Annotated in this window: 17 protein-coding genes; 15 read left to right on the top strand and 2 right to left on the bottom strand. The window is 72.0% G+C overall.

All coding sequences use genetic code 11. From position 1 onward, the window contains the following. Positions 1–405: 405 nt before the first annotated feature. From ACIOC1_RS33200 to ACIOC1_RS33130, 15 genes are all read left to right on the top strand, one after another. A complete protein-coding gene (locus tag ACIOC1_RS33200; protein WP_401857980.1) occupies positions 406–4,497 on the top strand; it encodes a discoidin domain-containing protein in 4,092 nt (1,363 codons plus the stop codon). Between the two features lie 93 nt (positions 4,498–4,590). Continuing rightward, a complete protein-coding gene (locus tag ACIOC1_RS33195) occupies positions 4,591–5,400 on the top strand; it encodes a phosphatase (protein ID WP_401857977.1) in 810 nt (269 codons plus the stop codon). A 215-nt stretch (positions 5,401–5,615) separates the two neighbouring features. Continuing rightward, on the top strand, positions 5,616–6,128 hold the full coding sequence (gene msrA, locus ACIOC1_RS33190) for a peptide-methionine (S)-S-oxide reductase MsrA (protein ID WP_355343668.1): 513 nt from the start codon (positions 5,616–5,618) through the stop codon (positions 6,126–6,128). 194 nt (positions 6,129–6,322) lie between these two features. After that, a complete protein-coding gene (locus ACIOC1_RS33185) occupies positions 6,323–7,612 on the top strand; it encodes an SGNH/GDSL hydrolase family protein (protein WP_401857974.1) in 1,290 nt (429 codons plus the stop codon). A 302-nt stretch (positions 7,613–7,914) separates the two neighbouring features. Continuing rightward, positions 7,915–10,308 (top strand): polysaccharide lyase 8 family protein, encoded by a 2,394-nt coding sequence (locus ACIOC1_RS33180; protein ID WP_401857971.1) that lies wholly within the window; start codon positions 7,915–7,917, stop codon positions 10,306–10,308. A gap of 63 nt (positions 10,309–10,371) precedes the next feature. Continuing rightward, entirely contained in the window at positions 10,372–11,913 is a 1,542-nt protein-coding gene (locus tag ACIOC1_RS33175; protein ID WP_401857968.1) for a glycoside hydrolase family 88 protein, read from the top strand. Between the two features lie 132 nt (positions 11,914–12,045). Then, the gene (locus tag ACIOC1_RS33170) at positions 12,046–13,281 is read left to right on the top strand and encodes an epoxide hydrolase family protein (protein WP_401857965.1); all 1,236 of its coding nucleotides are present in this window, start codon (positions 12,046–12,048) and stop codon (positions 13,279–13,281) included. Positions 13,282–13,405: 124 nt separating this feature from the next. Beyond that, positions 13,406–14,254, top strand: a complete 849-nt coding sequence (locus tag ACIOC1_RS33165; protein WP_401857988.1) for an oxidoreductase — start codon at positions 13,406–13,408, stop codon at positions 14,252–14,254. Then, complete coding sequence (locus tag ACIOC1_RS33160) at positions 14,254–14,868, top strand: TetR/AcrR family transcriptional regulator (RefSeq protein WP_401857962.1); 615 nt, start codon at positions 14,254–14,256, stop codon at positions 14,866–14,868. Before ACIOC1_RS33165 ends, ACIOC1_RS33160 begins: the two co-directional genes overlap by 1 nt. Positions 14,869–14,902: 34 nt before the next feature. After that, a complete protein-coding gene (locus ACIOC1_RS33155) occupies positions 14,903–15,661 on the top strand; it encodes an aldo/keto reductase (protein ID WP_401857959.1) in 759 nt (252 codons plus the stop codon). Beyond that, the gene (locus ACIOC1_RS33150; RefSeq protein ID WP_401857957.1) at positions 15,559–15,843 is read left to right on the top strand and encodes a Gfo/Idh/MocA family oxidoreductase; all 285 of its coding nucleotides are present in this window, start codon (positions 15,559–15,561) and stop codon (positions 15,841–15,843) included. Before ACIOC1_RS33155 ends, ACIOC1_RS33150 begins: the two co-directional genes overlap by 103 nt. Beyond that, a complete protein-coding gene (locus ACIOC1_RS33145) occupies positions 15,840–16,001 on the top strand; it encodes a hypothetical protein (protein ID WP_401857954.1) in 162 nt (53 codons plus the stop codon). The genes ACIOC1_RS33150 and ACIOC1_RS33145 overlap by 4 nt, the downstream gene beginning before the upstream one ends. Positions 16,002–16,062: 61 nt before the next feature. Then, positions 16,063–17,067, top strand: a complete 1,005-nt coding sequence (locus ACIOC1_RS33140; RefSeq protein ID WP_401857985.1) for a LacI family DNA-binding transcriptional regulator — start codon at positions 16,063–16,065, stop codon at positions 17,065–17,067. Positions 17,068–17,204: 137 nt separating this feature from the next. Continuing rightward, the gene (locus tag ACIOC1_RS33135; RefSeq protein WP_401857951.1) at positions 17,205–20,294 is read left to right on the top strand and encodes an alpha-mannosidase; all 3,090 of its coding nucleotides are present in this window, start codon (positions 17,205–17,207) and stop codon (positions 20,292–20,294) included. 108 nt (positions 20,295–20,402) lie between these two features. Further along, positions 20,403–21,164, top strand: coding sequence for a MerR family transcriptional regulator (locus ACIOC1_RS33130; protein WP_401857948.1), 762 nt, complete (start codon positions 20,403–20,405; stop codon positions 21,162–21,164). A 49-nt stretch (positions 21,165–21,213) separates the two neighbouring features. On the opposite strand, the gene ACIOC1_RS33125 is transcribed toward ACIOC1_RS33130, so the two are convergent. Next, on the bottom strand, positions 21,214–22,470 hold the full coding sequence (locus ACIOC1_RS33125) for an RNA polymerase sigma factor (protein WP_401314095.1): 1,257 nt from the start codon (positions 22,468–22,470) through the stop codon (positions 21,214–21,216). Then, complete coding sequence (locus ACIOC1_RS33120) at positions 22,467–22,838, bottom strand: YciI family protein (protein WP_391164335.1); 372 nt, start codon at positions 22,836–22,838, stop codon at positions 22,467–22,469. The genes ACIOC1_RS33125 and ACIOC1_RS33120 overlap by 4 nt, the downstream gene beginning before the upstream one ends. Positions 22,839–22,989: the final 151 nt, after the last annotated feature.

Here is a 22,989-nt window from a genome sequence, read left to right as displayed (position 1 = left end):
CGGCCGCCGGCCCCCCGCCCCCCCGGTGTGGGTTTCGGGCCGGGGGGCTCCCTGGCGCGGGGGGGGCCCCCGGGGCCGCCCCCCCCGGGGGCCCCCCCCGCGCAGGGGAGGGGCGGCGGCTCCCGCGAATCCGCACGAAAGCGTGCCGTTCGCGGGCGGCCGGTACGCACGGGCGGCGCTGCCCCTCCGGGGGCGGAAAGGCCAGCTCACGTCGCGTGTCGGCATCGCTCGACAACGGTCCCTCGCTCGCCGCTCACCCCCTTTTCCATCCGTGTCGGAGATTCGGACATCGCGGCAGGTCTTGACAGAAGCCGGTAGGGATTACAGCCTATGGCAACGTTGTCATCCGAGTTGAGAGCCGGGCCGATCGTTCCGTCGGCTCACGTGGGATTGGACTTTTTGAACATGTCGGATCAGCCGCACCTTTCCCGGCGAAGGATCGTCGCCACCGGCTCCACCCTCCTGGCGGGCTTCGGCCTGGGCACCGCCTTTCCCACGGCTGCCTCCGCTTCCACCCCGGCCCCCGCCGCCGGGCCCGCGGCGCCGTCGGGGACCGCCGCCGCGCGGGCCGAACTCGCCGCCTACCGCCCGATCACCGTGTCGTCCACGGACTACGCGCCCACGCCCGGCGAATTCGCGGTCGACGGGATCGGCACCGTCGGCGTACGCGGCACCGGCTGGCGGGCCGCGGCGGGCGACCCGCAGTGGATCTGTGTCGACCTCCAGGCGGACTGCGAGGTCGACTCCGTGAAGCTGACCTTCGAGGCCACGGTCAACGACCCGGTCTTCACCCCCTCCGACAGCGGCAATCCGCGCGACAGCACCACAGGGCAGGAGATCCTGTCGAGCTGCGCGGTGGACTTCGTCATCGAGACCTCGCGCGACCAGCACGCCTGGACCACCGTGTACCGGACCACCTCGGGCACCGGCGGCGTCGTGGACATCGCGCTGGACCGCAAGGTCACCGCGCGCTGGGTGCGGCTGACCGTGCGCAAGCGCTCCAACGCCAACCCGCTGGGCCTCAACGGCTTCGCGGTGTACGGCACTTCGCGCGCCCACCGCCCCGCCGCCACCGGCTGGACCGACTGGGGCACCCATCACCACCACGCCCCCGCGCTGAAGACCGCCGCCGACGGCACCGTGCCGCTGGAGTCCGGCTGGACGCTCACCATGGACGACTGGGCGGGCGGCGAGGGCGCCGACCTGTCCCGCCCGTCGGTGGACACCAGCCGCTGGCTGCCCGCGACCGTGCCTGGCACGGTCCTGGCCTCACTGGTCGAACAGGGCCATCTGCCCGACCCCGTGTCCGGCCTGAACAACCTGCACATCCCCGAGGCGCTGTCCCGCCACTCGTGGTGGTACCGGCGCGGCTTCGAGCTGCCCCGTAACCTGACGACCGGCTCGGGCCGCCACATCTGGCTGGAGTTCGACGGCGTCAACCACACCGCGGACATCTGGTTGAACGGCAAGCGGGTCGGCGGCCTGACCTACCCCTTCGCCCGCTCCGCCCACGACGTGACGGCGCTGCTCACCGCCCGCGGCGAACAGGCCCTCGCCGTGAAGATCACCCCGATGCCGTTCCCCGGCAGCCCCGGCGACAAGGGGGCGGCCGGACTGGCCTTCGTGGACGCGGGCGCCACCATGATGAACCGCAACTCGCCCACCTACCTGGCCTCTTCCGGCTGGGACTGGATGCCCGCCGTACGCGACCGCGTCTCCGGGATCTGGAACCACGTACGGCTGCGCTCCACCGGCCACGCCGTCATCGGCGACCCCCGCGTCGACACGGTCCTGCCCGACCTGCCCGACACCCGCAGCGCGGAGGTGACGATCGTCGTCCCCGTGCGCAACGCCGACACCACCGAGCGGCGCGTCACCGTCACCGCCGCCTTCGACGACGTCAAGGTGACCCAGACGGTTACCGTGCCCGCGGGCGGCGGCAAGGACGTCACCTTCACCCCGTCCGTGTACGGCAAACTGCGGCTGCGCAACCCCAAGCTGTGGTGGCCCAACGGCTACGGCGAGGCCGCCCTGCACGACCTGACACTGACCGCGACCGTCGACGGCCGCACCAGCGACCGGCGCACCACCCGGTTCGGCATCCGGCAGTTCGGCTACGAATTCGCCGTGCCGCTGCCCTTCACCGCCGGCGGCGACGCGTACACGCAGTCCGTCGACCTCGGGGCGCGGACCGCGCGGTACGTACGGGTGCGCTGCCTGACCCGCGCCACCGCCTGGGGCTCGTCGTTGTGGAGCCTGTCGGTGGTCAACAGCGCCGCGCCCGGCACCGACCTCGCGCTGCGCAAGACGGCCACCGCCTCGTCGGTCGACGAGGACGACCACCAGCCGGGCAATGTCACCGATGGCGACCAGGGCACCCGCTGGTCCTCGTCCTTCGAGGACGACCAGTGGGTCCAGGTCGACCTCGGCGCCCAAGTCGCCTTCGACCGCGTCGACCTGACGTGGGAACAGGCGTACGCGCGCACGTACGTCGTCCAGGTCTCGGCCGACGGCTCGGCCTGGACCGACGCGAAGTCCGTCGACAACTCCGCGGTCCCGCTGCCCTTCAACGGCGGCGACGCCAGCCTCCAGACCGAGGACTTCAGCGCGGTGACCGCCCGCTACGTCCGGATCAACGGCGGTGCCCGCGCGACCAGTTGGGGCAACTCGCTGTGGACGCTCTCCGTGGTCGACAGCGCCAGGCCCGGCACCGACCTCGCGCTCCACAAGACCGCGAGCGCCTCCTCCGAGGACTCCGGCAGCCCGGCGTCCCACGCCACCGACGGCGACCCCAACTCCCGCTGGTCGTCGGAGTATCTGGACAACCAGTGGATCCAGGTCGACCTCGGCTCGGCCCAGAGCTTCGACCGCGTCGTCATCGTGTGGGAAGCGGCCTACCCGAAGACGTACACGATCCAGGTGTCCGCCGACGCGAAGACCTGGACGGACGTGAAGTCCGTCGACAACACGCCCGAACCGCTGAAGATCAGCGTCAACGGCGTCCGGGTCTTCTGCCGCGGCGGCAACTGGGGCTGGGACGAACTGCTGCGCCGGATGCCCGCCGCGCGGATGGACGCCGCCGTGCGGATGCACCGCGACATGAACTTCACGATGATCCGCAACTGGGTGGCCAGCAGCAACCGCGAGGAGTTCTTCGCCAGTTGCGACGAGCACGGCCTGCTGGTGTGGAACGACTTCCCCAACGCGTGGGGCATGGACCCGCCGGACCACCAGGCGTACAACGACCTGGCGCGCGACACCGTACGGCGCTACCGCGTCCACCCCAGCGTCGTCGTGTGGTGCGGGGCCAACGAGGGCAATCCGCCCGCCGCGATCGACACCGGCATGCGCGACGCCGTCACCTCCGAGGCGCCCGGCGTGATGTACCAGAACAACTCCGCGGGCGGCATCATCACCGGCGGCGGCCCCTACGGATGGGTGGAGCCCGCCCGTTACTACGCGCCGTCCACGTACGGCAGCGGCAGCTTCGGCTTCCACACCGAGATCGGCATGCCGGTGGTTTCCACGGCCGCCAGCATGCGCAATCTCGTCGGCGACGAGCCGGAGTGGCCGGTCGGCGCGGCCTGGTACTACCACGACTGGAGCACACGCGGGAATCAGGCGCCGCAGAACTACCAGGCCGCCATCGAGGCCCGCCTCGACACCGCCACCGGCCTCGACGACTTCGCGCGCAAGGCGCAGTTCGTCAACTACGAGAACACCCGCGCCATGTTCGAGGCGTGGAACGCCAACCTGTGGAAGGACGCCAGCGGCCTGATGCTGTGGATGTCCCACCCGGCGTGGCACAGCACGGTGTGGCAGACCTACGACTACGACTTCGACGTCAACGGCACCTATTACGGGGCCCGCAAGGCGTGCGAGGCGCTGCACGTCCAGGCCGACCCCGACAAGTGGCAGGTCATCGCCGTCAACCACACCCCGCACACGGTCACCGGCGCCCGGGTGACGGCCAACTACTACGACCTCGACGGCCGCCGGCTCGTCCCGGAACAGCGCAAGTTGGTGAACATCGCGCCGTCGTCGTCGGTCACCGCCTTCACCGCCGACCGGATGGACACCCTGCCGTCCTTCCACCTGCTCCGGCTCCGCCTGGAGGACCCGCTCGGCCGCGTGCTGTCCGAGAACACCTACTGGCGCTACCGCGACACCAAGGACATGCGGGCCCTGAACAAGGCCAAGCAGACCCGCCTGTCCACCGACCTCGGCCGCCTCTCCCACTCCGGCGCCCGCCGCAACCTCACCGCCACCGTCCGCAACCGCGGCTCCGCCGTCGCCGCCATGGTCCGGCTGTCGCTCCTCGACGACCACACCGGCGAGCGTGTCCTGCCCACCCTCTACAGCGACAACTACCTCTGGCTGCTGCCCGGCGAGTCCCGCACCCTCACCCTGACCTTCCCCGCCGCCGCCCTCCCCTCCTCCCGCCCCGCCCTGCGCGCCGAGTCCTACACCACCCCCACCACCCTCACCCGCCCCTGACCCCGGGACGCGAGGCGGGCGGCGGCGGGGGAATCCGCAGGTCAGTCCTACCCCCGCCGTCGGCGGACGGCGGGGGACACGGAGAATGGGGGCATGGATTCGGTGGATATACGTTTTTCGCGTGACGAGCTGATCGACCATCTGCGACGGACCCGCATCGCCGGGGACGTCGCCACCCCGCGGCAGGGGAATCTGCGCCACTACAGCGAGCTGGTGAAGGGGAACCGGCGCTTCTGGCTGGGGCTGGAGCTGGGGGAGCGGTGGACCGAGGAGACGGTGCTGGCCGTGATGGCCGAGCGCGTCGGCGTGGTGGCCGACCCCGGACACCTCCAGGGTCAGGACACCATCGACGCGCGGCTCACCGTGGAAGGACTCGACCGGATGGCGGCCGTCCTGCGGGAGGCGGCCCGGCAGTGGTGGCGGGTGCTGGTCGCCACCGGGCACCCGGGCGGGCTGCTCGATGTGCACCAGGCCATCGCGCGGGCGCTGCGCGCGGCCGGGGCCACCGTCGTCGCCATTCCCAAGGGCCTGTCCACCACCGAGGGCGACGACGACTCCTACGGCGACGTCCGTCAGTTCGGCAGCGTCGCCGTGCTGGAGGACGGTGCCACCCTGTGGCACACCCACGCGCCGCAGCCGATGTCGGCCATTCTCGACGCGCTGACCGCCGCGGGCGAGCCGCTGCCCGACCTGGTGGTGGCCGACCACGGCTGGGCGGGCCGCGCGGGCCAGCGCGGGATCAGGACCGTCGCCTTCGCCGACTGCAACGATCCGGCGCTCTTCCTCGGCGAGGCGGAGGGCACCATCGCGGTGACCGTCCCGCTCGACGACCACGTGGTGGACCCGCAGGCGTACGAGCCGATGACCGCCTATCTGCTGTCGGAGGCCGGGCTCACCGCCTGAGACCCGCGCGAGCCCGTACGACGCGCCGGTACGACCGCGACCCGTCCCGTACGACCCCGCGGAACGCAGCCGCGTCGCCCCGGCGGGACCCACCGGCCGCCCACGGCCAGTAGGCTTCCCGTGGGTGCCCGAAGCACCGCAGAGGCCGCCGCGGACGCCCCGGAACACGGGGCGTCCGCCGTGTGTTACCGCCATGGAACACGAGGAGGACTGAGATGACCGCTCAGACACAGAAGGCCGTCCTCGCCGGCGGATGCTTCTGGGGCATGCAGGACCTGATCCGACGCCTGCCCGGCGTGACGGACACCCGGGTCGGGTACGCGGGCGGCGACGTGCCGAACCCCACGTACCGCAACCACGGCACCCACGCCGAGTCGATCGAGATCACCTACGACCCGGAGCGGACCGACTACCGGGCGCTGCTGGAGTTCTTCTTCCAGATCCACGACCCGAGCACGAAGAACCGCCAGGGCAACGACATGGGCCTCAGCTACCGCTCGGCCATCTTCTACGAGGACGACGAGCAAAAGCGCGTCGCCGAGGACACGATCGCCGACGTCGACGCCTCCGGCCTGTGGCCAGGCAAGGTCGTCACCGAGGTGTCGCCCGCCGGTACCTTCTGGGAGGCCGAGCCCGAGCACCAGGACTACCTGGAGCGCTACCCCGACGGCTACACCTGCCACTACGTACGCCCCGGCTGGCGCCTGCCCGCCCGTACCAAGGACTGACGCCCGGCACGCCCAGCAAACTCAGCAAGCCCGGCACGCCCGGCGCCGCTGGTTACGGCATCCGGCCTTTCCCCGCCGGCCGTCCGACGCCCCATTGATAGCGTCGGACCGTGGCGCATACAGTGCGCGCGGCGACTGGTATCCGGGGAGGCCAGATGTCGGGTTCACCGTCGGGCGGGACGCCGAGGCGCGCCGTGGGGCGAAGGGCTCTGCTGCTCGCGGGCGCCGCCTCCGCGGCGGCGGCCGGCGCCGGATCCCTGGCCTCCGCGGAGCCCGCGCACGCGCGCCCCGGTGGCCCGGGGGCCGAGTGGGTCGGCAGTTGGGCCGGGTCGCCGAACGCCGCGCCGACGGCCGCCGTCGTACACCTGGAGAACCAGACGGTCCGCCATGTGCTGCGTCTGAGCCTCGGCGGCTCCGCGCTCCGGTTACGGCTGACGAACGAATTCGGTGAGATCGCCGCGTCCATCGGCGAGGTACGGGTCGCCCGCCGCGCGGGAACGCGGGGCACGGCGATCGTCCCGGCCACCGACCGCCGGGTGACGTTCGGCGGCAGCGGTTCCGTCCTGATCCCGGCCGGGGCCCCGGCCGTCAGCGATCCCGTCGACCTGGCCCTGCCCGGCGGCGCCGACCTGGTCGTGAGCCTCTACCTGCCGGAGCGTACGGCGGCCACCAGCCTGCACGCGTACGCCCTCCAGAAGAACGCCGTGGCCGCGGGCAACGTCACCGGCGCGACGACGGTCACGCCGACCGCCGAGCCGCAGGCGGTGTATCTCGTCTCCGGTGTCAGCGTCCGGTCCGGACGGCAGGCGTCCGCGATCGTCGCGCTCGGGGACTCGATCACCGACGGCGGCAAGAGCACCGTCGGCGCCGATCTGCGCTGGCCTGACCAGCTCGCCGCGCGGCTGCGGTCGTCCCGCCCGGCCGCCGACCGCGCGGTGGTGAACGCGGGCATCTCCGGCAACCGCCTGCTGCACGACCCCAATCCGCCCGCGGGCGACCCGGCCGAGGCGTACGCGCTCAACTTCGGACCGAGCGCCCTGCGCCGCTTCGACCGCGACGTGCTCGCCCAGCCCGCGGCGGCGTACGTCATCACCCTGATCGGCGTGAACGACCTCGGCCACCCGGGCACCGTGGCGCCGCTGTCCGAGACGGTGACGGCCGAGCAACTGATCGCCGGGCACGGGCAGTTGGCGGCGCGCGCGCACGCCGCGGGCCTGATCGCCATCGGCGGCACGATCATGCCCTTCAAGGACGACACCTTCGGCTTCTGGAGCCAGGCCAACGGCGAGAAGCGGAACGCCGTCAACGACTGGATCCGCACCAGCGGTGTGTACGACGCCGTGATCGACTTCGCCCGCGTCACCGCCGACCCGGCCGACCCGGACAAGCTGGCCGCCGCGTACAGCAGCGGCGACGGCCTGCACCCGAACGACGCGGGCCACACCGCGATGGCCGCCGCCGTTCCGCTCGACCTGTTCCGCTGAGCCGTCCCCGTACGGCTCGGCGGCCACGGCGCGCGGCGGCAGGACGTCCCCGGCCTCGGCCTTGAGCGACCCGTGCCCGGCACTCCGGCACGGCCGCCCCGGCACGCCACCAAGCCCTCCTGGACGGGTCGCTGACTGGCCGTCGGACGCGCGGCGGTCGGCGCCGAGCCCCGTACTAATACGTATTATCCCTTGACTTCCGGGAATCCGGAAGCCACGATCCCTCACGGCGCCGAGCGTCTCCCGATCGGCCGCGCCGCTCCCGTGGCCGATGTCCTCCCCCCCAACCGTGAGGGTGCTCCATGTCCGTTGACCACTCGTCCCGCGGCCTCACCCGTCGCTCCGCCCTGATGGCCGGCGCCGCGCTGGCCCCCGCGTGGTTCCTCGGCACCGCCGGCGCCGCGCCCAGCCGCGCCGCCGCGGCGACGGCCTCGGACTTCGCGACGGTCCGCACCCAGTGGGGCACCACGCTGATCGGCAGCTACGACGCCTCCGACCAGGTGATCTCCGCCTACGCGCAGGCGATGGCCGACACGGCGAACGGCCTGTGGTCGACGCTGAACACCGCCAACTCCCGCACCTACCTGTGGGCGGACCTGAACAGCTCCACCGTCTCGGCCGTCCAGCGCGACGTGATCGGACGGCTGCGCCAACTCGCCCTCGCCTACGCCTCGCCGGGCTCGTCGCTGGCGGGCAACGCGACGCTCCTGGCGGACCTCACATCCGCGCTCGACTGGTTCCTCGCCCACAAGTACGGCGTCACCGCGCGGTACGACAACTGGTGGGACTTCGAGATCGGCATACCGCTGGCCCTCAACGACACCTGCGTCGCCCTGTACGACCACCTCTCGGCGAGCCAGATCTCGACCGCGATGGCCGCGATCACCCGCTACGCGCCCGACCCGACCAAGGTCAACGGCGGGACGGCCACCGGTGCCAACCTCAACTGGAACTGCGCCATCGCGACCGTGCGCGGCGCGCTGAGCCAGGACGCGGCCGTCATCGACAGCGCCATGGCGGCGATCGCGCACCTCTTCCCGTACAGCACCAGCGGCGACGGCTTCTACCCCGACGGCGGCTTCATCCAGCACGCGGTCTACGCCTACAACGGCTCCTACGGGGTGTCGCTGCTCCAGTACCTGACCTACCTGCTGGTCACCGTGCAGGGCACCCCGTGGGCGGCGACAACGGACCAGGTGCAGCGCGTCTACACCTGGACGCAGGCGAACTACCGGCCGTGGATCTACCGCGGGGCGTTCATGGACATGGTGCGCGGACGCGCGCTCTCCCGCTTCTACGAGACCGACCACCGTATCGGCCGCCTCACCACCGCCACCCTGCTCCAACTCGCCCGCGTCTTCCCGGCCGACCAGGCGCTCACCGTCCGGTCGCAGGCCAAGGGCTGGATCGGCGCGGACACCTACCAGGACTTCTTCGCCTTCGACGCGGCGCCGCTCGAACAGGTGCGGATCTCGTCCATCGCGCTCGGCCGCGCCGTCGTCGCCGACAGCGCCATCCCGGCGGCGGCGGAGTCCACCACCTCCGTCGTGTCGACCTCGATGGCGCGGATCGTGCACCGGCGGCCCACGTTCGCCTTCGGCATCGCGATGGACAGCACGCGGATCAAGCCGTACGAGTCCGCGAACAACGAGAACCTCCAGGGCTGGTACACCGGCGAGGGCGCCACGTACCTGTATCTGCCCACGCAGCCCGGTCACTGGGTGAACGGATACTGGCCGGCCGCGGACAAGTACCGGCTGCCCGGGGTCACGCTCGACACCAAGACCCTCGCGCTCGGCGCGAACCGCGGCTCGACCAACACCTGGGCGGGCGGCGCGCTGCTGGACGGGAACGTGGCCGCCGGTATGGGGCTGTCGTTCGCCGTCCAGACCCTCAAGGGCCACAAGTCGTGGTTCTGCGTCGACGACATCGTCATCTGCCTGGGCGCGGGGATCACCAGCGACGACGGCCATACGATCGAGTCGGTCATCGAGAACCGCAACACCGGCCCCAACGGGCAGGCGAACATCCACGTCGATGGCAACGTTGTCCTGTCCACGCCGAGCAACACGCCGACGGTGGTCCAGCCGCGGTCGATCTTCGTGGACAACCTCGGCGGCTATGTCTTCCCGGTCGGCGGCCACGTCACCCTCCTGCGCCAGGACCGCACCGGCAAGTGGACCGACATGGACCACCGCGGCGTCTACGACGACACCGCCGCGTACACCCGCAGGTTCGTCACCATGTGGGTCGACCACGGCGTGAGCCCGACCGCGGGCAGCTACCGCTACATCCAACTGCCCGCCGCCACCTCGGCCCAGACCTCGGCGTTCGCCGCGTCGAACGACGTGACCGTCGCCTCGAACACCGCCGCCGTGCAGGCCGTCAGCCGTTCCGGCTCCGGCGTGGCCATGGCCAACGTCTGGCAGGCCGGAGCGCCCAAGGCCGCCGGAATCCAGGTCGACAGGACCGCCTCGGTCGTCACGCACCGGACGAACGGAACGCTCAGCGTGGCCGTGAGCGACCCGACCCAGCAGCTCACCGGGTCGGTCGTCGTCACCGTCGACGGCGCCGTCTCGGCCGCCACCTCCGTCGACCCCGGGGTGACGGTCCTCGCCACAGCGCCCGACCTCCGCCTCTCGGTAGCGGTCGCGGGAGCGGCCGGAAAGACCTTCGTCGCACGCTTCACCGTCTGACAGCCGTCGGCCCGGCACCCCGTCGGTCCGTCGGCCCGCGAGGTAAGGAAGTCGCACATGCGCATGAGGGCTTTAGCAGTGGTGATCGGCATGCTCGTCGCGAGCTACGGCGTGACGTCGGGCTCGGCGCACGCCGCGTCATCGCTCTACGAGGCGGAGAACGCCACCGTCTTCCACGGGACGGTGGACCGCGACCACCTGGGATACACCGGGACCGGCTTCGTCAACACCGCCAACGAGGCGGGCGCGTACGTCGAGTTCAGCGTGAGCGCACCGGCCGCGGGCGGTTTCGCGCTGGCCCTGCGCCACGCGAACGGGACGGGGGAGGGACGCGCGGGCACCGTCAGCGTCAACGGCACGGTGATCTCCGCACCGGCCTTCGCCGCGACCGCGGACTGGAACACCTGGGCCGTCACCCGGATACCGGTGACGCTGCGGGCGGGAACCAACGCGATCCGCGTGACCGGCGCCACGGCGGGCGGCCTGCCCAACCTCGACTCGCTGACCGTCTCAGACCCGCGGGGCACGGACTGGGCCGACGCATTGGTCGACTCCACCATGCGGCGCTACACCCCCGCGACCGTCGGCGGCTGGAGCTACCCGGTCGCGCTCTACCTGATGGGGCAGTACCAGGTCGCCCGGCACACGGCGGACCCCGCGCGCCGGGCGGCCCTGATCGCGTACATCAAGGCGTGGGCCGACCGCTTCGTGGACGCCTCGGGGCACATCGGCATCACCTTCAACAGCCTGGACAGCATGATGCCGGGTCAGGTGATGATCGCCCTGTACCGCGAGACCGGTGAGGCCAAGTACGGCCTGGCCGCCAAGCAGATCCACGACCGGCTGCTGCCCGGCGCCGGGTACCCGACCACGAGCGACGGCGGCTTCTGGCACGCCAACAGCGCCGACCGGGCCAACCAGCTCTGGTCCGACGGCACCTTCATGGCCGACCCCTTCATGGCGCAGTACGGCAGGTACATCGGCGACAGCGCGCAGTCCTACGACATCGCGGCCAAGCAACTCGTGGTCTACGCCGGCCATCTGCAACAGGCGAACGGGCTGCTGAAGCACGCCTACGACGCGTCCAAGGCGGCGACCTGGTCCGACCCGACCAGCGGCCTGTCCTCCGAATACTGGTGCCGCGCCGTCGGCTGGTACGGCGTCGCCGCCACCGAGATCCTCGACCTGATCCCGGCCGACCACCCGCTGCGCGCCCAGTTGACCGCGACCCTACGCGATCTGGTGCGCGGCATCGCCGCCTACCAGGACCCGGCCAGCGGGCGGTGGTTCCAGGTCGTGGACAAGGGGAGCAGCGCGGGGAACTGGACCGAGACGTCGTGCTCGGCGATGTTCACCCTGACCGCCGACGCGGCGATCAAGCGCGGATACGTCCCCGCCGCCACGTACCAGGTCACGGTGGACGCCGGAAAGCGCGGCGCATTGGACCGGATCTCCCTGCACAGCGACGGTCTGACGTATCTGACCTCGATCTCGGTCGGCACCAATGTCGGGGACTACGCGTATTACACCGCCCGGTCCCGGGCCACGAACGACTTCCACGGGCTGGGCGCCTTCCTCTACTTCTTCGAGCAGGTCAACGGCTGAACCCGGCTCCTGCGAGCAGATCCGCGGCGGGGGAGTGGCGGTGGAGCGCCGTTCCCGGTTCTGGAACGCTACGACCGTCGGCCCGACAGGCCGACGGCACCGCTCTCCTCGACCCGGTGAAGGAACGACGCCATGACCACCGCGCACCCCATCGCGCTGGAGCCCACCGCGATCCATGTGGCCGACCGCGTCCTCGACGACCTGCGCACCCGTCTCGAACTGACCCGTCCGCCGCTGGACGAGGGGAACGAGGACTGGTCGTACGGCGTCCCGGCCAGCTATCTGCGGGAGTTGGTCGCCTACTGGAAGGACGGCTACGACTGGCGGGCGGCCGAGCGCGCCATCAACGCCTACGAGCACTACCAGGTGGAGGTCGCCGGTGTCCCCGTGCACTTCCTGCGCAAGCCGGGGCGCGGCCCAAGCCCGATCCCGCTGATCCTCACCCACGGCTGGCCGTGGACGTTCTGGCACTGGTCGAAGGTGATCGACCCGCTCGCCGACCCGGCCGCCTTCGGCGGCGACCCCGCCGACGCCTTCGACGTGATCGTGCCGTCCCTGCCCGGCTTCGGTTTCCCCGGCCCGCTCACCGGCTTCCCCGACGTCAACTTCTGGAAGGTATCCGACCTCTGGCACACCCTGATGACCCAGACCCTGGGATACGAGAAGTACGCCGCCGGGGGCTGCGACATCGGCGGGATCGTCACCAGCCAGCTCGGCCACAAGTACGCCGACGAGCTGTACGGCATCCACATCGGCTCGGGGCTGCCCCTCGACTTCTTCACCGGCCCCCGCGCCTGGGACTTCGCCCGGAACCGGCCCCTCACCGACGACCAGCCCGCCGACATCCGCGCCCGCATCATCGAACAGGACCGCCGCTCGGCGACCCACCTGGTGGCGCACATGCTCGACGGCGCCACCCTGGCCCACGGGCTGAGCGACTCACCCGCGGGACTGCTCGCCTGGCTGCTCGAACGCTGGAACGCCTGGAGCGACAACGGCGGCGACCTCGAATCCGTCTTCACCAAGGACGACCTGCTCACCCACGCCACGATCTACTGGGTCAACAACTCCATCGCCACGTCGATGCGGTACTACGCCAACGCCAACCGCTACCCCTGGACCCCCGCCCACGACCGCACCCCGGCCGTCGAGGCCCCGGTCGGCCTCACCTTCGTGACGTACGAGAACCCGCCCGGCGTTCACTCCGCCGCCGACCGCGTCCAGGCGTTCAAGACGGGGCCGCAGTCCCGCTGGTTCCACCACGTCAACGTGAACGCCCACGACCACGGCGGCCACTTCATCCCCTGGGAGAACCCCGACGCCTGGGTCACCGACCTCCGCGGCACCTTCCGCACGCGCAGGCCCTGAGCGCCGGAAGGTCGCTCCCTCCCCGGACGGCAGAATTGACACAGCGGTGATAAAAATCGACACGGTGTAGACTTTTCGATGTGGGAGGACGTCGACTCCCCGCGTGACCGCCGAGGAGGAGCACATGGAGACGCGGAACTGGCTCATCACGGGCGTCAGCACGGGCCTCGGGCGCGCTTTCGCCCGGGCCGCGCTGACAGCCGGGCACACCGTCGTCGGCACCGTCCGCTCGGAGAAGGACCTGCGGGCCTTCGAGGAGCTGGAATCCGAGCGCGCGCACGGCCGCGTCCTGGACGTGACCGACGGCGACGCCGTCACGGCCGTGGTCGCCGAGGTCGAGCGGAGCGTCGGCCCGCTGGACGTCGTCGTCGCGAACGCCGGCTACGGCCTGGAGGGCACCTTCGAGGAGACGCCGCTGGCCGAGGTGCGGCGGCAGTTCGAGGTCAACGTGTTCGGAGCCGTGGCCACCTTGCGGGCCGCGCTGCCCCCCATGCGGCGCCGTCGCCGCGGACACCTGATGGCCGTCACCTCCATGGGCGGGCTCATGGCCGTGCCCGGCATGTCCGCCTACTGCGGCAGCAAATTCGCCCTGGAAGGCATCCTCGAAGCGCTGGGCAAGGAGGTCGCACAGTTCGGGATCCATGTGACGGCGATCGAGCCCGGCTCCTTCCGCACCGACTGGGCCGGACGGTCCATGACGCGCGCCGAGCAGTCCGTCGACGACTACGACGAGCTGTTCACCCCCATCCGCGAAGCGCGGCGGAAGGCCGGCGGGAACCAACTGGGCAACCCGGCCAAGGCCGGAGAGGCGGTCGTGCACATCGCGTCGGTCGACCGGCCGCCCGCCCACCTCGTCCTGGGCTCGGACGCGCTGCGCCTGGTCGCCGCCGCGCGCACGGCCGTCGACGAGGACATCCGCGCATGGGAGACGCTGTCGCGTACGACCGACTTCGCCGAGGGCGCTCAGCTCTGATGCCAGGCCACGAACCCGCCCGAGGCCGCCGGACCGCCGAACGCAAGGGCGATGTCCGGGAGCGCGCCATCCTCGACACCTGCGAGGCACTGCTGGCGACCAAGGGCCACGAGGCCATGACGGTCGCCGACATCGCCCAGGGCGCGGGCATCACCCGCGCCGCGCTGTACTTCTACTTCGGCTCCAAGCAGGAGGTGGTCACCGCGCTCGTGGCCAGAACGGTCGAGCACCTTTGGGAGCGGTCCAGGACCACCGCCCAGGCCGACGAACCGCGCCAGGCCGTCGCGGCGGCCATGCGGCGCACGGTCGAGCTGTGGAACGCGCACGGCCTGGTCATGCGCACCGCGATCGACCTGTCCTTGACCGTGCCGGAGATCGGCGAGCTGTGGAACCACACGGCCGACCTCTTCATCACGGCCATCACGGCCGTCCTGGAACGCGCCGGAATCGCACCGGGCACCGCGCCCCACCAGTCCTCCGCCCTGGCCCGCGCCCTGTGCTGGATGATCGAGCGGACCTTCTACCACGCCTCGCGGGAGTCCCCGGAAAAGCTGCGCGAGGCGTCCGCGACCTGCGAACACATCTGGCTGACCACCGCCGGCCTGACCGCGTGAGCCGTCCGCGGCGACCTCCCGACGATCGAACGGCATGTGCGCACCGGACACTTCGATGTCCTGCTCACCCCCCCAACCGCTGGACCCTGGTCAACCGTTTCGCCGGTCCGCTCATCGACCTGGCGGTGTCGATGAACGCCGGGGTCGTCAACGCCGCCGTGTCCGGCGGCCAGATCCTGGCGACCGGCGTCGGCGGCTCGCGGCGGTGCCCCTACCGCGAGAGGCCGAACTGCTCGCCGCCATCGGCGCGATCGAAGAGGCGTGCCGTGACCGCGGTGTGCCGCTCGCAGCGGCGGCGGTGCGTTTCTCCACGCGCGACCCGCGGATCGCCAGCACCGTCATCGGCACCTCGCGGCCCGAACGGATCGAGCAGACCCTCGCGCTCGACGCGACCGAGGTGCCCGACGCGCTCTGGGACGACGTGGACGCCATCGCCGCGCGCGTCGATCCCGCACACCTGCCCGCCTGGGGCCGACGCGCCGTCATCTCGAAGCCCTCGAAGTCCTCGGAGTCCGATGAGGAGCCCCATGTCCGACCCCCTGCGCGTCCTGCTGTTCGGCTACGGCCTGGCGGGCCGCGTGTTCCACGGCCCGCTGCTCGCCACGAATCCGCACTACACGGTCCGGGCGATCGTCACCTCCGATCCGGCCCGCGCCGCCGCCGCGGCCCGACCACCCGGACGCCCGCGTGGTGGCCGACGCCGACACGGCGTTCGCGGCGGCCGACGGCTACGACCTCGCGGTCGTGGCCACGCCCCACCAGACGCACCTCGAACTTGCCGGGCGCGCTCTGAAGGCGGGTCTGCACGTGGTCGTGGACAAGCCGCTCGCGCTCACCGCCCGTGACGCGCAGGAGCTGGCCGACGCCGCCGACGCCGCGAACCGCGCCCGGTCGGTCTTCCAGAACCGGCGCCGGGACGGCGGCTTCCTCACCCCCGCTTCGGCGCCACCGCGCTCGTGGTGGGCGGTTCGATGACCGGCTCCTGGGATCTGATCAGCTCGGCACTCACCGCGGGGCTCCCCGTCGGCCTCCCGCCGCCGCTGCCCGCGGCCCGGCCGGCCGAAGCCGGGCTGATCGGCGCGGCGCGGTACGCGGCCGAGGTTCCGGAAGACAACGATGCCTCTATTCTCTAGTCAACGAGCCGAGAGGGAGACCACCGTGGCCGGCGCGCCGCTCACCACCGCACCACCGACCATGAAACAGGTCGCCGCCCTCGCCGAGGCCAGCGCGATGACCGTGTCCCGCGTCCTGCGCGGCGACACCGGGGTGTCGGCGGACAGACGCGCATGCGTCGAGGCCGCGGTACGGCAGCTCGGCTACCGGCCCAACGCTCTGGCCCGCAACTTCCGGCACGGACAGGGCACCGGCACCATCGGCCTGATCGTCACGAACCTCGCCAACCCCTCCTGCGCCCGGCTCGCGCTCGGCATCGAGGCGGCGGTCGCCGAGGAGGGACTGCGGGTGATGATCACCAACACGGCCGGTGACGCGGGCCGCGAGCGCGACGCCGTCCGGCACTTCTCCGCGCGCCGGGTCGACGGCGTGATCCTCGTCCCGGCGGGGGCCGACCAGGCGTATCTGGCCGAGGAGTTGCCCACCTCCCCGCCCGTGGTCACCGTCGCCCGGCCCCCGGCCGGATTCGAGGCGGACTGCGTCCTGGTCGACGACTTCGGCGGCGCGTACGCGGCGATCAGCCGACTGCTGGCGGCAGGACACCGCAGGATCGGCTTCCTCGGCAACCCGCCCTCGGTGTACACCGGTTCCGAGCGCTACCGCGGCTACAGCGCGGCCCTCCTCAAGGCGGGCATCGACCCCGACGACGCCCTGGTCAAGCGCGGCCAGGAGGATCTCGCCTCCGCCGAGGCGGCTGCCGCCGAACTGCTCGCGCTGCCCGAGCCGCCCACCGCGGTGTTCTGCACCGACAACCGCAACACCCTGGGCGCCTACCGGGCGTTGCGGCACCACGGCGCCAGCGCGACGCTCGCGGGGTTCGACGGCTTCGACCTCGCCGACGTGCTCAGCGTGCCCGTGCTGGTGGTGGACCACGACCCCGACGAGATCGGACGCCGCGCCGCCCAGTTGCTCGGCGAGCGCCTGGCCCGCCAGGGCGCCGGAGCGCTGCCGCCGCGCCGGGTCGTGGTGCGCACCACGATCATCGCCCACGGGGAGGACCGCGGCCCGGACCGGGACGTGTCCTAGCCGCGCGCCACGGACAACGCGCCCCGGAAGCAGGCGCGTTGCCCGTCCGGAGCCTCGCGGTCCCCGAGCCCCGCCTCCACCGCGCCACGTCCGTCAGCCACTCGACCCGGCCGCCCACCACACCCCGGAGCCCGTACATGCACGACGACCGCAGCCTCATCGAGTCCCGCCTGGAACGCGTCCTCAACGAGCGCGTCCGCCCCGCGGTCTACGGGGAGCGGGTGCCGCTGACCGTCGGCATCTGGGACGCGCCCGACGAGCCGGTCCCGGTGGCCGAAGGCATCGCCGCGGCCCGCAGGCCGATCGCGCCCGGCGAGCCGTGGGGTCCGCCATGGGGAACGAGCTGGCTCACCGTCAGCGGTACCGTGCCCGAGGAGTGGGCGGGCCGCACCGTCGAGGCGCTGCTGGACCTCGGCTTCGAGCGGGACACCCCCGGCTTCCAGTGCGAGGGCCTGGTCTACCGGCCGGACGGCACCCCGGTGAAGGGCCTCAACCCGCGCAATCAGTGGGTGCGCGTCGGCGACCCCGTCACCGGCGGTGAGCGGATCCTGCTGCACGTCGAGGCCGCCTCCAACCCGATCGTGCTGGACAACCCGCCCTTCCGCCCGACCGCTTTGGGCGACAAGGCGACGGCGGGCCGCGCGCCGCAGTACGTCCTGGGCCGGATGGACCTGGCCGTGCTGGACCGCACGGTCTGGGAGCTCGTGCAGGACCTCGAAGTGCTGGGCGAGCTGATGCCGGAGCTGCCCGCCGACTCGGCCCGCCGCTGGGACATCCTGCGCGCGGTGGAACGGGCGCTCGACGCGATCGACCTCCAGGACGTGGGCGGCACCGCCGAGGCGGCCCGAGCCCTGCTGGCCGACGTGCTGGCCGCGCCCGCGCACGCGTCGGCCCACCGGATCAGCGCGGTGGGCCACGCGCACATCGACTCCGCGTGGCTGTGGCCGCTGCGCGAGACCGTCCGCAAGGTGGCCCGGACCACCGCGAACATGACGGCCCTGATCGAGGACGAGCCCGACTTCGTCTACACCATGTCCCAGGCGCAGCAGTACGCCTGGATCAAGGAGCACCGCCCCGAGGTCTACGCCCGGGTCCGACAGGCCGTCGCCGACGGGCGGTTCGTGCCCACCGGCGGAATGTGGGTCGAGTCGGACACGAACATGCCCGGCTCCGAGGCGATGGCCCGTCAGTTCGTGCACGGCAAGAGGTTCTTCCTGGACGAGTTCGGCATCGAGAGCGACGAGGTGTGGCTGCCGGACACCTTCGGCTTCGCGGCCGGGCTGCCGCAGATCATCCGGGCGTCCGGGTCGAGTTCGCTGCTGACCCAGAAGATCTCCTGGAGCCGCACCAACTCCTTCCCGCACCACACCTTCGCCTGGGAAGGCATCGACGGCAGCCGGGTCTTCACGCACTTCCCGCCGATGGACACCTACAACGCGGGCCTGGAAGGCCGCGAAGTCGCCCACGCCGCACGCAACTTCAGGGAGAAGGGCATGGCCGGGCGGTCGCTGGCGCCGACCGGGCTGGGCGACGGCGGCGGTGGCACGACCCGCGAGATGATCGCCAAGGCCGCCCGGCTGCGCGACCTGGAGGGTTCGGCCCGGGTGGAGTGGGAGTCCCCGGCGGAGTTCTTCGCCAAGGCCCGCGCCGAGTACCCCGAACCGCCTGTCTGGGTCGGGGAGTTGTACCTCGAATTGCACCGCGGCACGTTGACCAGCCAGGCCGGCACCAAGCAGGGCAACCGCCGCAGCGAGCACCTGCTGCGCGAGGCGGAGCTGTGGTCCGCGACCGCCGCCGTACGGGTAGGACTGCCCTACCCGTACGAGGAGTTGGACCGGATCTGGAAGACGGTGCTGCTGCACCAGTTCCACGACATCCTGCCCGGCTCGTCCATCGCGTGGGTGCACCGCGAGGCCGAGGCGACGTACGCGGCCCTCGCGGTGGAGCTGCGGTCGATCATCGACGCCGCCCAACTCGCCCTGGCCGGTGGGCCGTCGCGGGAGGGGGACCAGGAGGGAGAGGGGGCCCTGGTCTTCAACGCGGCCCCGCACGCCCGCGGCGGTGTCCCGGCAGGAGGCGCCGCGCCCGTCGCCGACCCCGGCGTCGACGGGACGGTCACCGCTTCGGCCCGCCCCGGCGGCGGCCACGTACTGGACAACGGCCTGCTGCGGGTCGAGATCGACGACCGCGGCCTGGTGGTGTCGGTCCACGACCTCGCCGCGGACCGCGAGACCCTCGCCGAGGGACGCCCGGCCAACCTGCTCCAACTCCACCCCGACTTCCCCACCATGTGGGACGCCTGGGACGTGGACGCGTACTACCGCAACACCGTCACCGACCTGACCGCCGCCGACCGCGTCGAGGTGACCGCCGCGACGGCCCACGCCGTCACCGTCCGGGTCGAGCGCTCGTTCGGCCACTCGCGCGCCGTGCAGGACCTCACCCTCACCGCCGGGCACAAGCGCCTGGACGTCTCCACCGAGGTCGACTGGCGCGAGACGGAGAAGTTCCTGAAGGTGGCCTTCCCGCTGGACGTCCACGCCGACCGCTACGCGGCCGAGACCCAGTTCGGCCACGTCTATCGGCCCACCCACACCAACACCAGTTGGGACGCCGCCCGTTTCGAGGCGTGCAACCACCGATTCCTGCACCTCGCGGAGCCCGGCTGGGGCGTGGCCCTGGTCACCGACTCCACCTACGGCCACGACGTCACCCGCTCCACGAGCGGCAGCGCCCCCGGCGCCGCCGTCACCGTGCGCCTGTCCCTGCTGCGCGCGCCCCGCTTCCCCGACCCGCGGACGGACCAGGGCGTGCACCGCTTCCGCTACGCCCTGCTTCCCGGCGCGTCCATCGGCGACGCCGTCCGCGAGGGGTACGCCATCCACCTGCCCGAGCGCCGCGTGCCGGGCGCCGCCGCGGTCGAACCGCTGGCGACGGTCGGCCACGAGGGCGTCGTCGTCAGCGCCGTGAAGCTCGCCGACGACGCGAGCGGCGACATCGTCGTACGTCTCTACGAAGCCAACGGCGCCCGGACCCGCACCACCCTCACGCCCGGCTTCGCCCTCCACACCGCCACCCCCTGCGACCTGCTGGAACGCCCCCTGACCGACCAGCCGCCCGCCGAGATCCGCGACGGTGCCGTGGACCTGCGCCTGCGACCGTTCGAGATCGTCACGCTGCGCCTGACCCCCTCGACGGACACCGCGCCGCCCCTGGCCGAGCACTGACCCGCCCGTCGTCGGCACCGCCCGCTGTCGGCTTGCGCTTTACGCCGCGTCAACTTCTACGGTCGTCCATGTGGCCGGAACGACCGGCCGGCGAGGGGAGGCAGGGCGATGGCCTGGTCGATCGCGGACGTGGCCCGGCTGTCCGGAGTGACGTCCCGGACGCTGCGGTACTACGACGAGATCGGTCTGCTGCCCCCTGCGGGGACCGGCCGCAACGGGCACCGCTCCTACGAGCAGCGGGATCTGCTGCGGCTGCAACAGATCCTGCTGATGCGGGAGTTGGGCCTGGGCCTGCGGGACATCGCGGCGGTCCTCGACAGGCACGCGGACCGGGTGGCCGTGCTCCGGGAGCACCACCGGCGTCTGCTGGCGGAGCGGAACCGGCTCGACACCCTGGTCCGCACGGTCGGCCGCACCATCGCGGAGTTGGAGGAAGGAAAGGACGGGGACGACATGGCGGAGATCAACAGGCCGGAGAATCTGTTCGAGGGCTTCGACGCCTCGCGCTACGAGGACGAGGCGCGCGAGCGGTGGCCGCGCGAGTACGAGCGGTCCCGGCGGATCGCCGGCCCGCTCACGGCCGAGGACCAGGAGCGGACGCAGCGCGAGATCACGGCGCGGATGGTCCGCATGGCCGATTTCATGGCGGTTGGCACGCCAGTGGCCGACCCGGCGGTGCAGGCCGAGACGGATGCCCACTACCAATGGCTGTGCGGGTTCTGGACCCCCAGCGCGACCGCGTACAAGGGACTGGGGCAGATGTTCACCGACGACCCGCGCTTCCGTTCGGCGTACGACAAGATCGCGGCCGGGCTGGCGGAGTACCAGCGCGACGCGATGGCGGTCTACGCCGACGCCCGGCTGAGCTGACCCACCGCTGACGCCCGTCGGGCACGCGGTCGTCGCCGCTGTCACCCGCTCAGCGCGCGCCGGGCTTCAGACGGCTCGCGCGGGACTCCAGGAAGCGGCGCTCGGTGAGGCTGGCCGTGCCGCGCGCGGCCAGAAGATAGTGCTCGCGGGCGGCCGGGAGGTCGCCGGAGCGCTCCAGGAGATGGGCGCGGACGACATGGAGCCGGTGGTGGCCCTCGACGCGGGCGTCGTCGTCCAAGGTGGCCAGCAGGTCGAGCCCGGCCCGCGGCCCCTGGATCTCGGCGAGGGCGACGGCGCGGTTGAGGGTGACCATCGGGTTGGGCGCGATCCGCTCCAGGATCTTGTACAGGGTGTGCACCTGGTGCCAGTCGGTGTCCTCGGTGCGCTCCGCGGCGGCGTGCGTCGCGGCGATGGCAGCCTGGAGCTGATACGGCCCGAGCGCCGAGCGGGCCATGGCCGTACTGATCAAAGCGGTGCCCTCGGCGATCAGGTCGGCGTCCCAGAGCGTACGGTCCTGCTCGTCCAGCGGGATCAGGTCGCCGCCGGGCCCGGTCCTGGCGGCGCGGCGCGCGTCGGTGAGGAGCATGAGGGCGAGCAGGCCGGCGACCTCGCCGTCGTCGGGCAGCAGCCGATCGACCACACGGGTCAGCCGGATCGCCTCGCGGGCGAGGTCGGCGCGGTGCAGCGCGGCCCCGGAAGTCGCGGTGTAGCCCTCGTTGAAGATCAGGTACAGCACGTGCAGGACGACCCGCAGCCGTTCCTCGCGCTCGCGTGCCTCGGGCAGGGTGAAGCGGCTTCCCGCCGCCTTGATCCGCTGCTTGGCCCGGCTGATCCGTACGGCCATGGTGGCCTCGGGCACCAGGAACGCGTGGGCGATCTCCGCCGTGGTCAGACCGCCGACCGCGCGCAGGGTCAGGGCGGTCTGCGAGCCGGGCGTCAGCGCCGGGTGGCAGCACAGGAACAGCAGTATCAGGGTGTCGTCACCCTCCGGCGCGCCGTCCTCGCCGGGACCCGGGCTGACGCCCGCCTCCCGCTCGGGGGACTGGGCCGCCGCGGCCGTCTCCCGCGCCTTGCGGGCGTGGTCGCTGCGGATCTGGTCGATCAGCCGACGGGAGGCAGCGGTGATCAGCCAGCCGCGCGGATGGTCCGGCACACCGTCGGCCGGCCACTTCACGGCCGCGGCGAGCACCGCCTCCTGCACGGCGTCCTCGCACTCCTCGAACTGGCCGTGCCTGCGGACCAGCACACCGAGGACCTGCGGCGTCAGCTCGCGCAGCAGGTCCTCGGTCACGGTGTCGGTGCTCACATCTCCAATTGTCCACCGGAGAACATCACCTGGCGCACCTCGATGCCCAGCCCCTCCACCTTCGCGTCGGGGATCATCGCGGCGAGCTCCAGAGCGCGCTCGCGGTTCTCGCAGTCGACCAGGTAGAAGCCGCCGAGGTACTCCTTGGTCTCCAGGTACGGCCCGTCGGTGACGACCCGCTGCCCGTCGCGGACCCGCACGACGGCGCTCTGCGAGATGTCGGCCAGGCCCTGGGTGAGGATCATCTCGCCCGACTCGGTGACCGTGTTGATGAAGGCGTCGTGGCCGCCCATGACCTCGTTGCGCTCCTCCTCGGTCAGCGCGTTCCACACCGCCGGGTTCATGTGCATGATCAGCAGAAACTTCATCGCCACTCCTCTGTCCCGCGTGGACGCCGTCCGCCGATGTCCTGCTCGGACGTCCCGCGCGTATGTCGTACGTGTGTGCCGTACGCCGAACCCCTTCCGGGTCCGTGCACCACACGGTCGGAGCCGCGGACGGCTTCTTGACATCGGCGGC

The sequence above is a fragment of the Streptomyces sp. NPDC088197 genome (assembly GCF_044741185.1).
Taxonomy (GTDB): domain Bacteria; phylum Actinomycetota; class Actinomycetes; order Streptomycetales; family Streptomycetaceae; genus Actinacidiphila.
The sequence above is the reverse complement of the archived record's forward strand: the minus strand, read 5'-3'. Positions and strand labels throughout refer to the sequence as shown.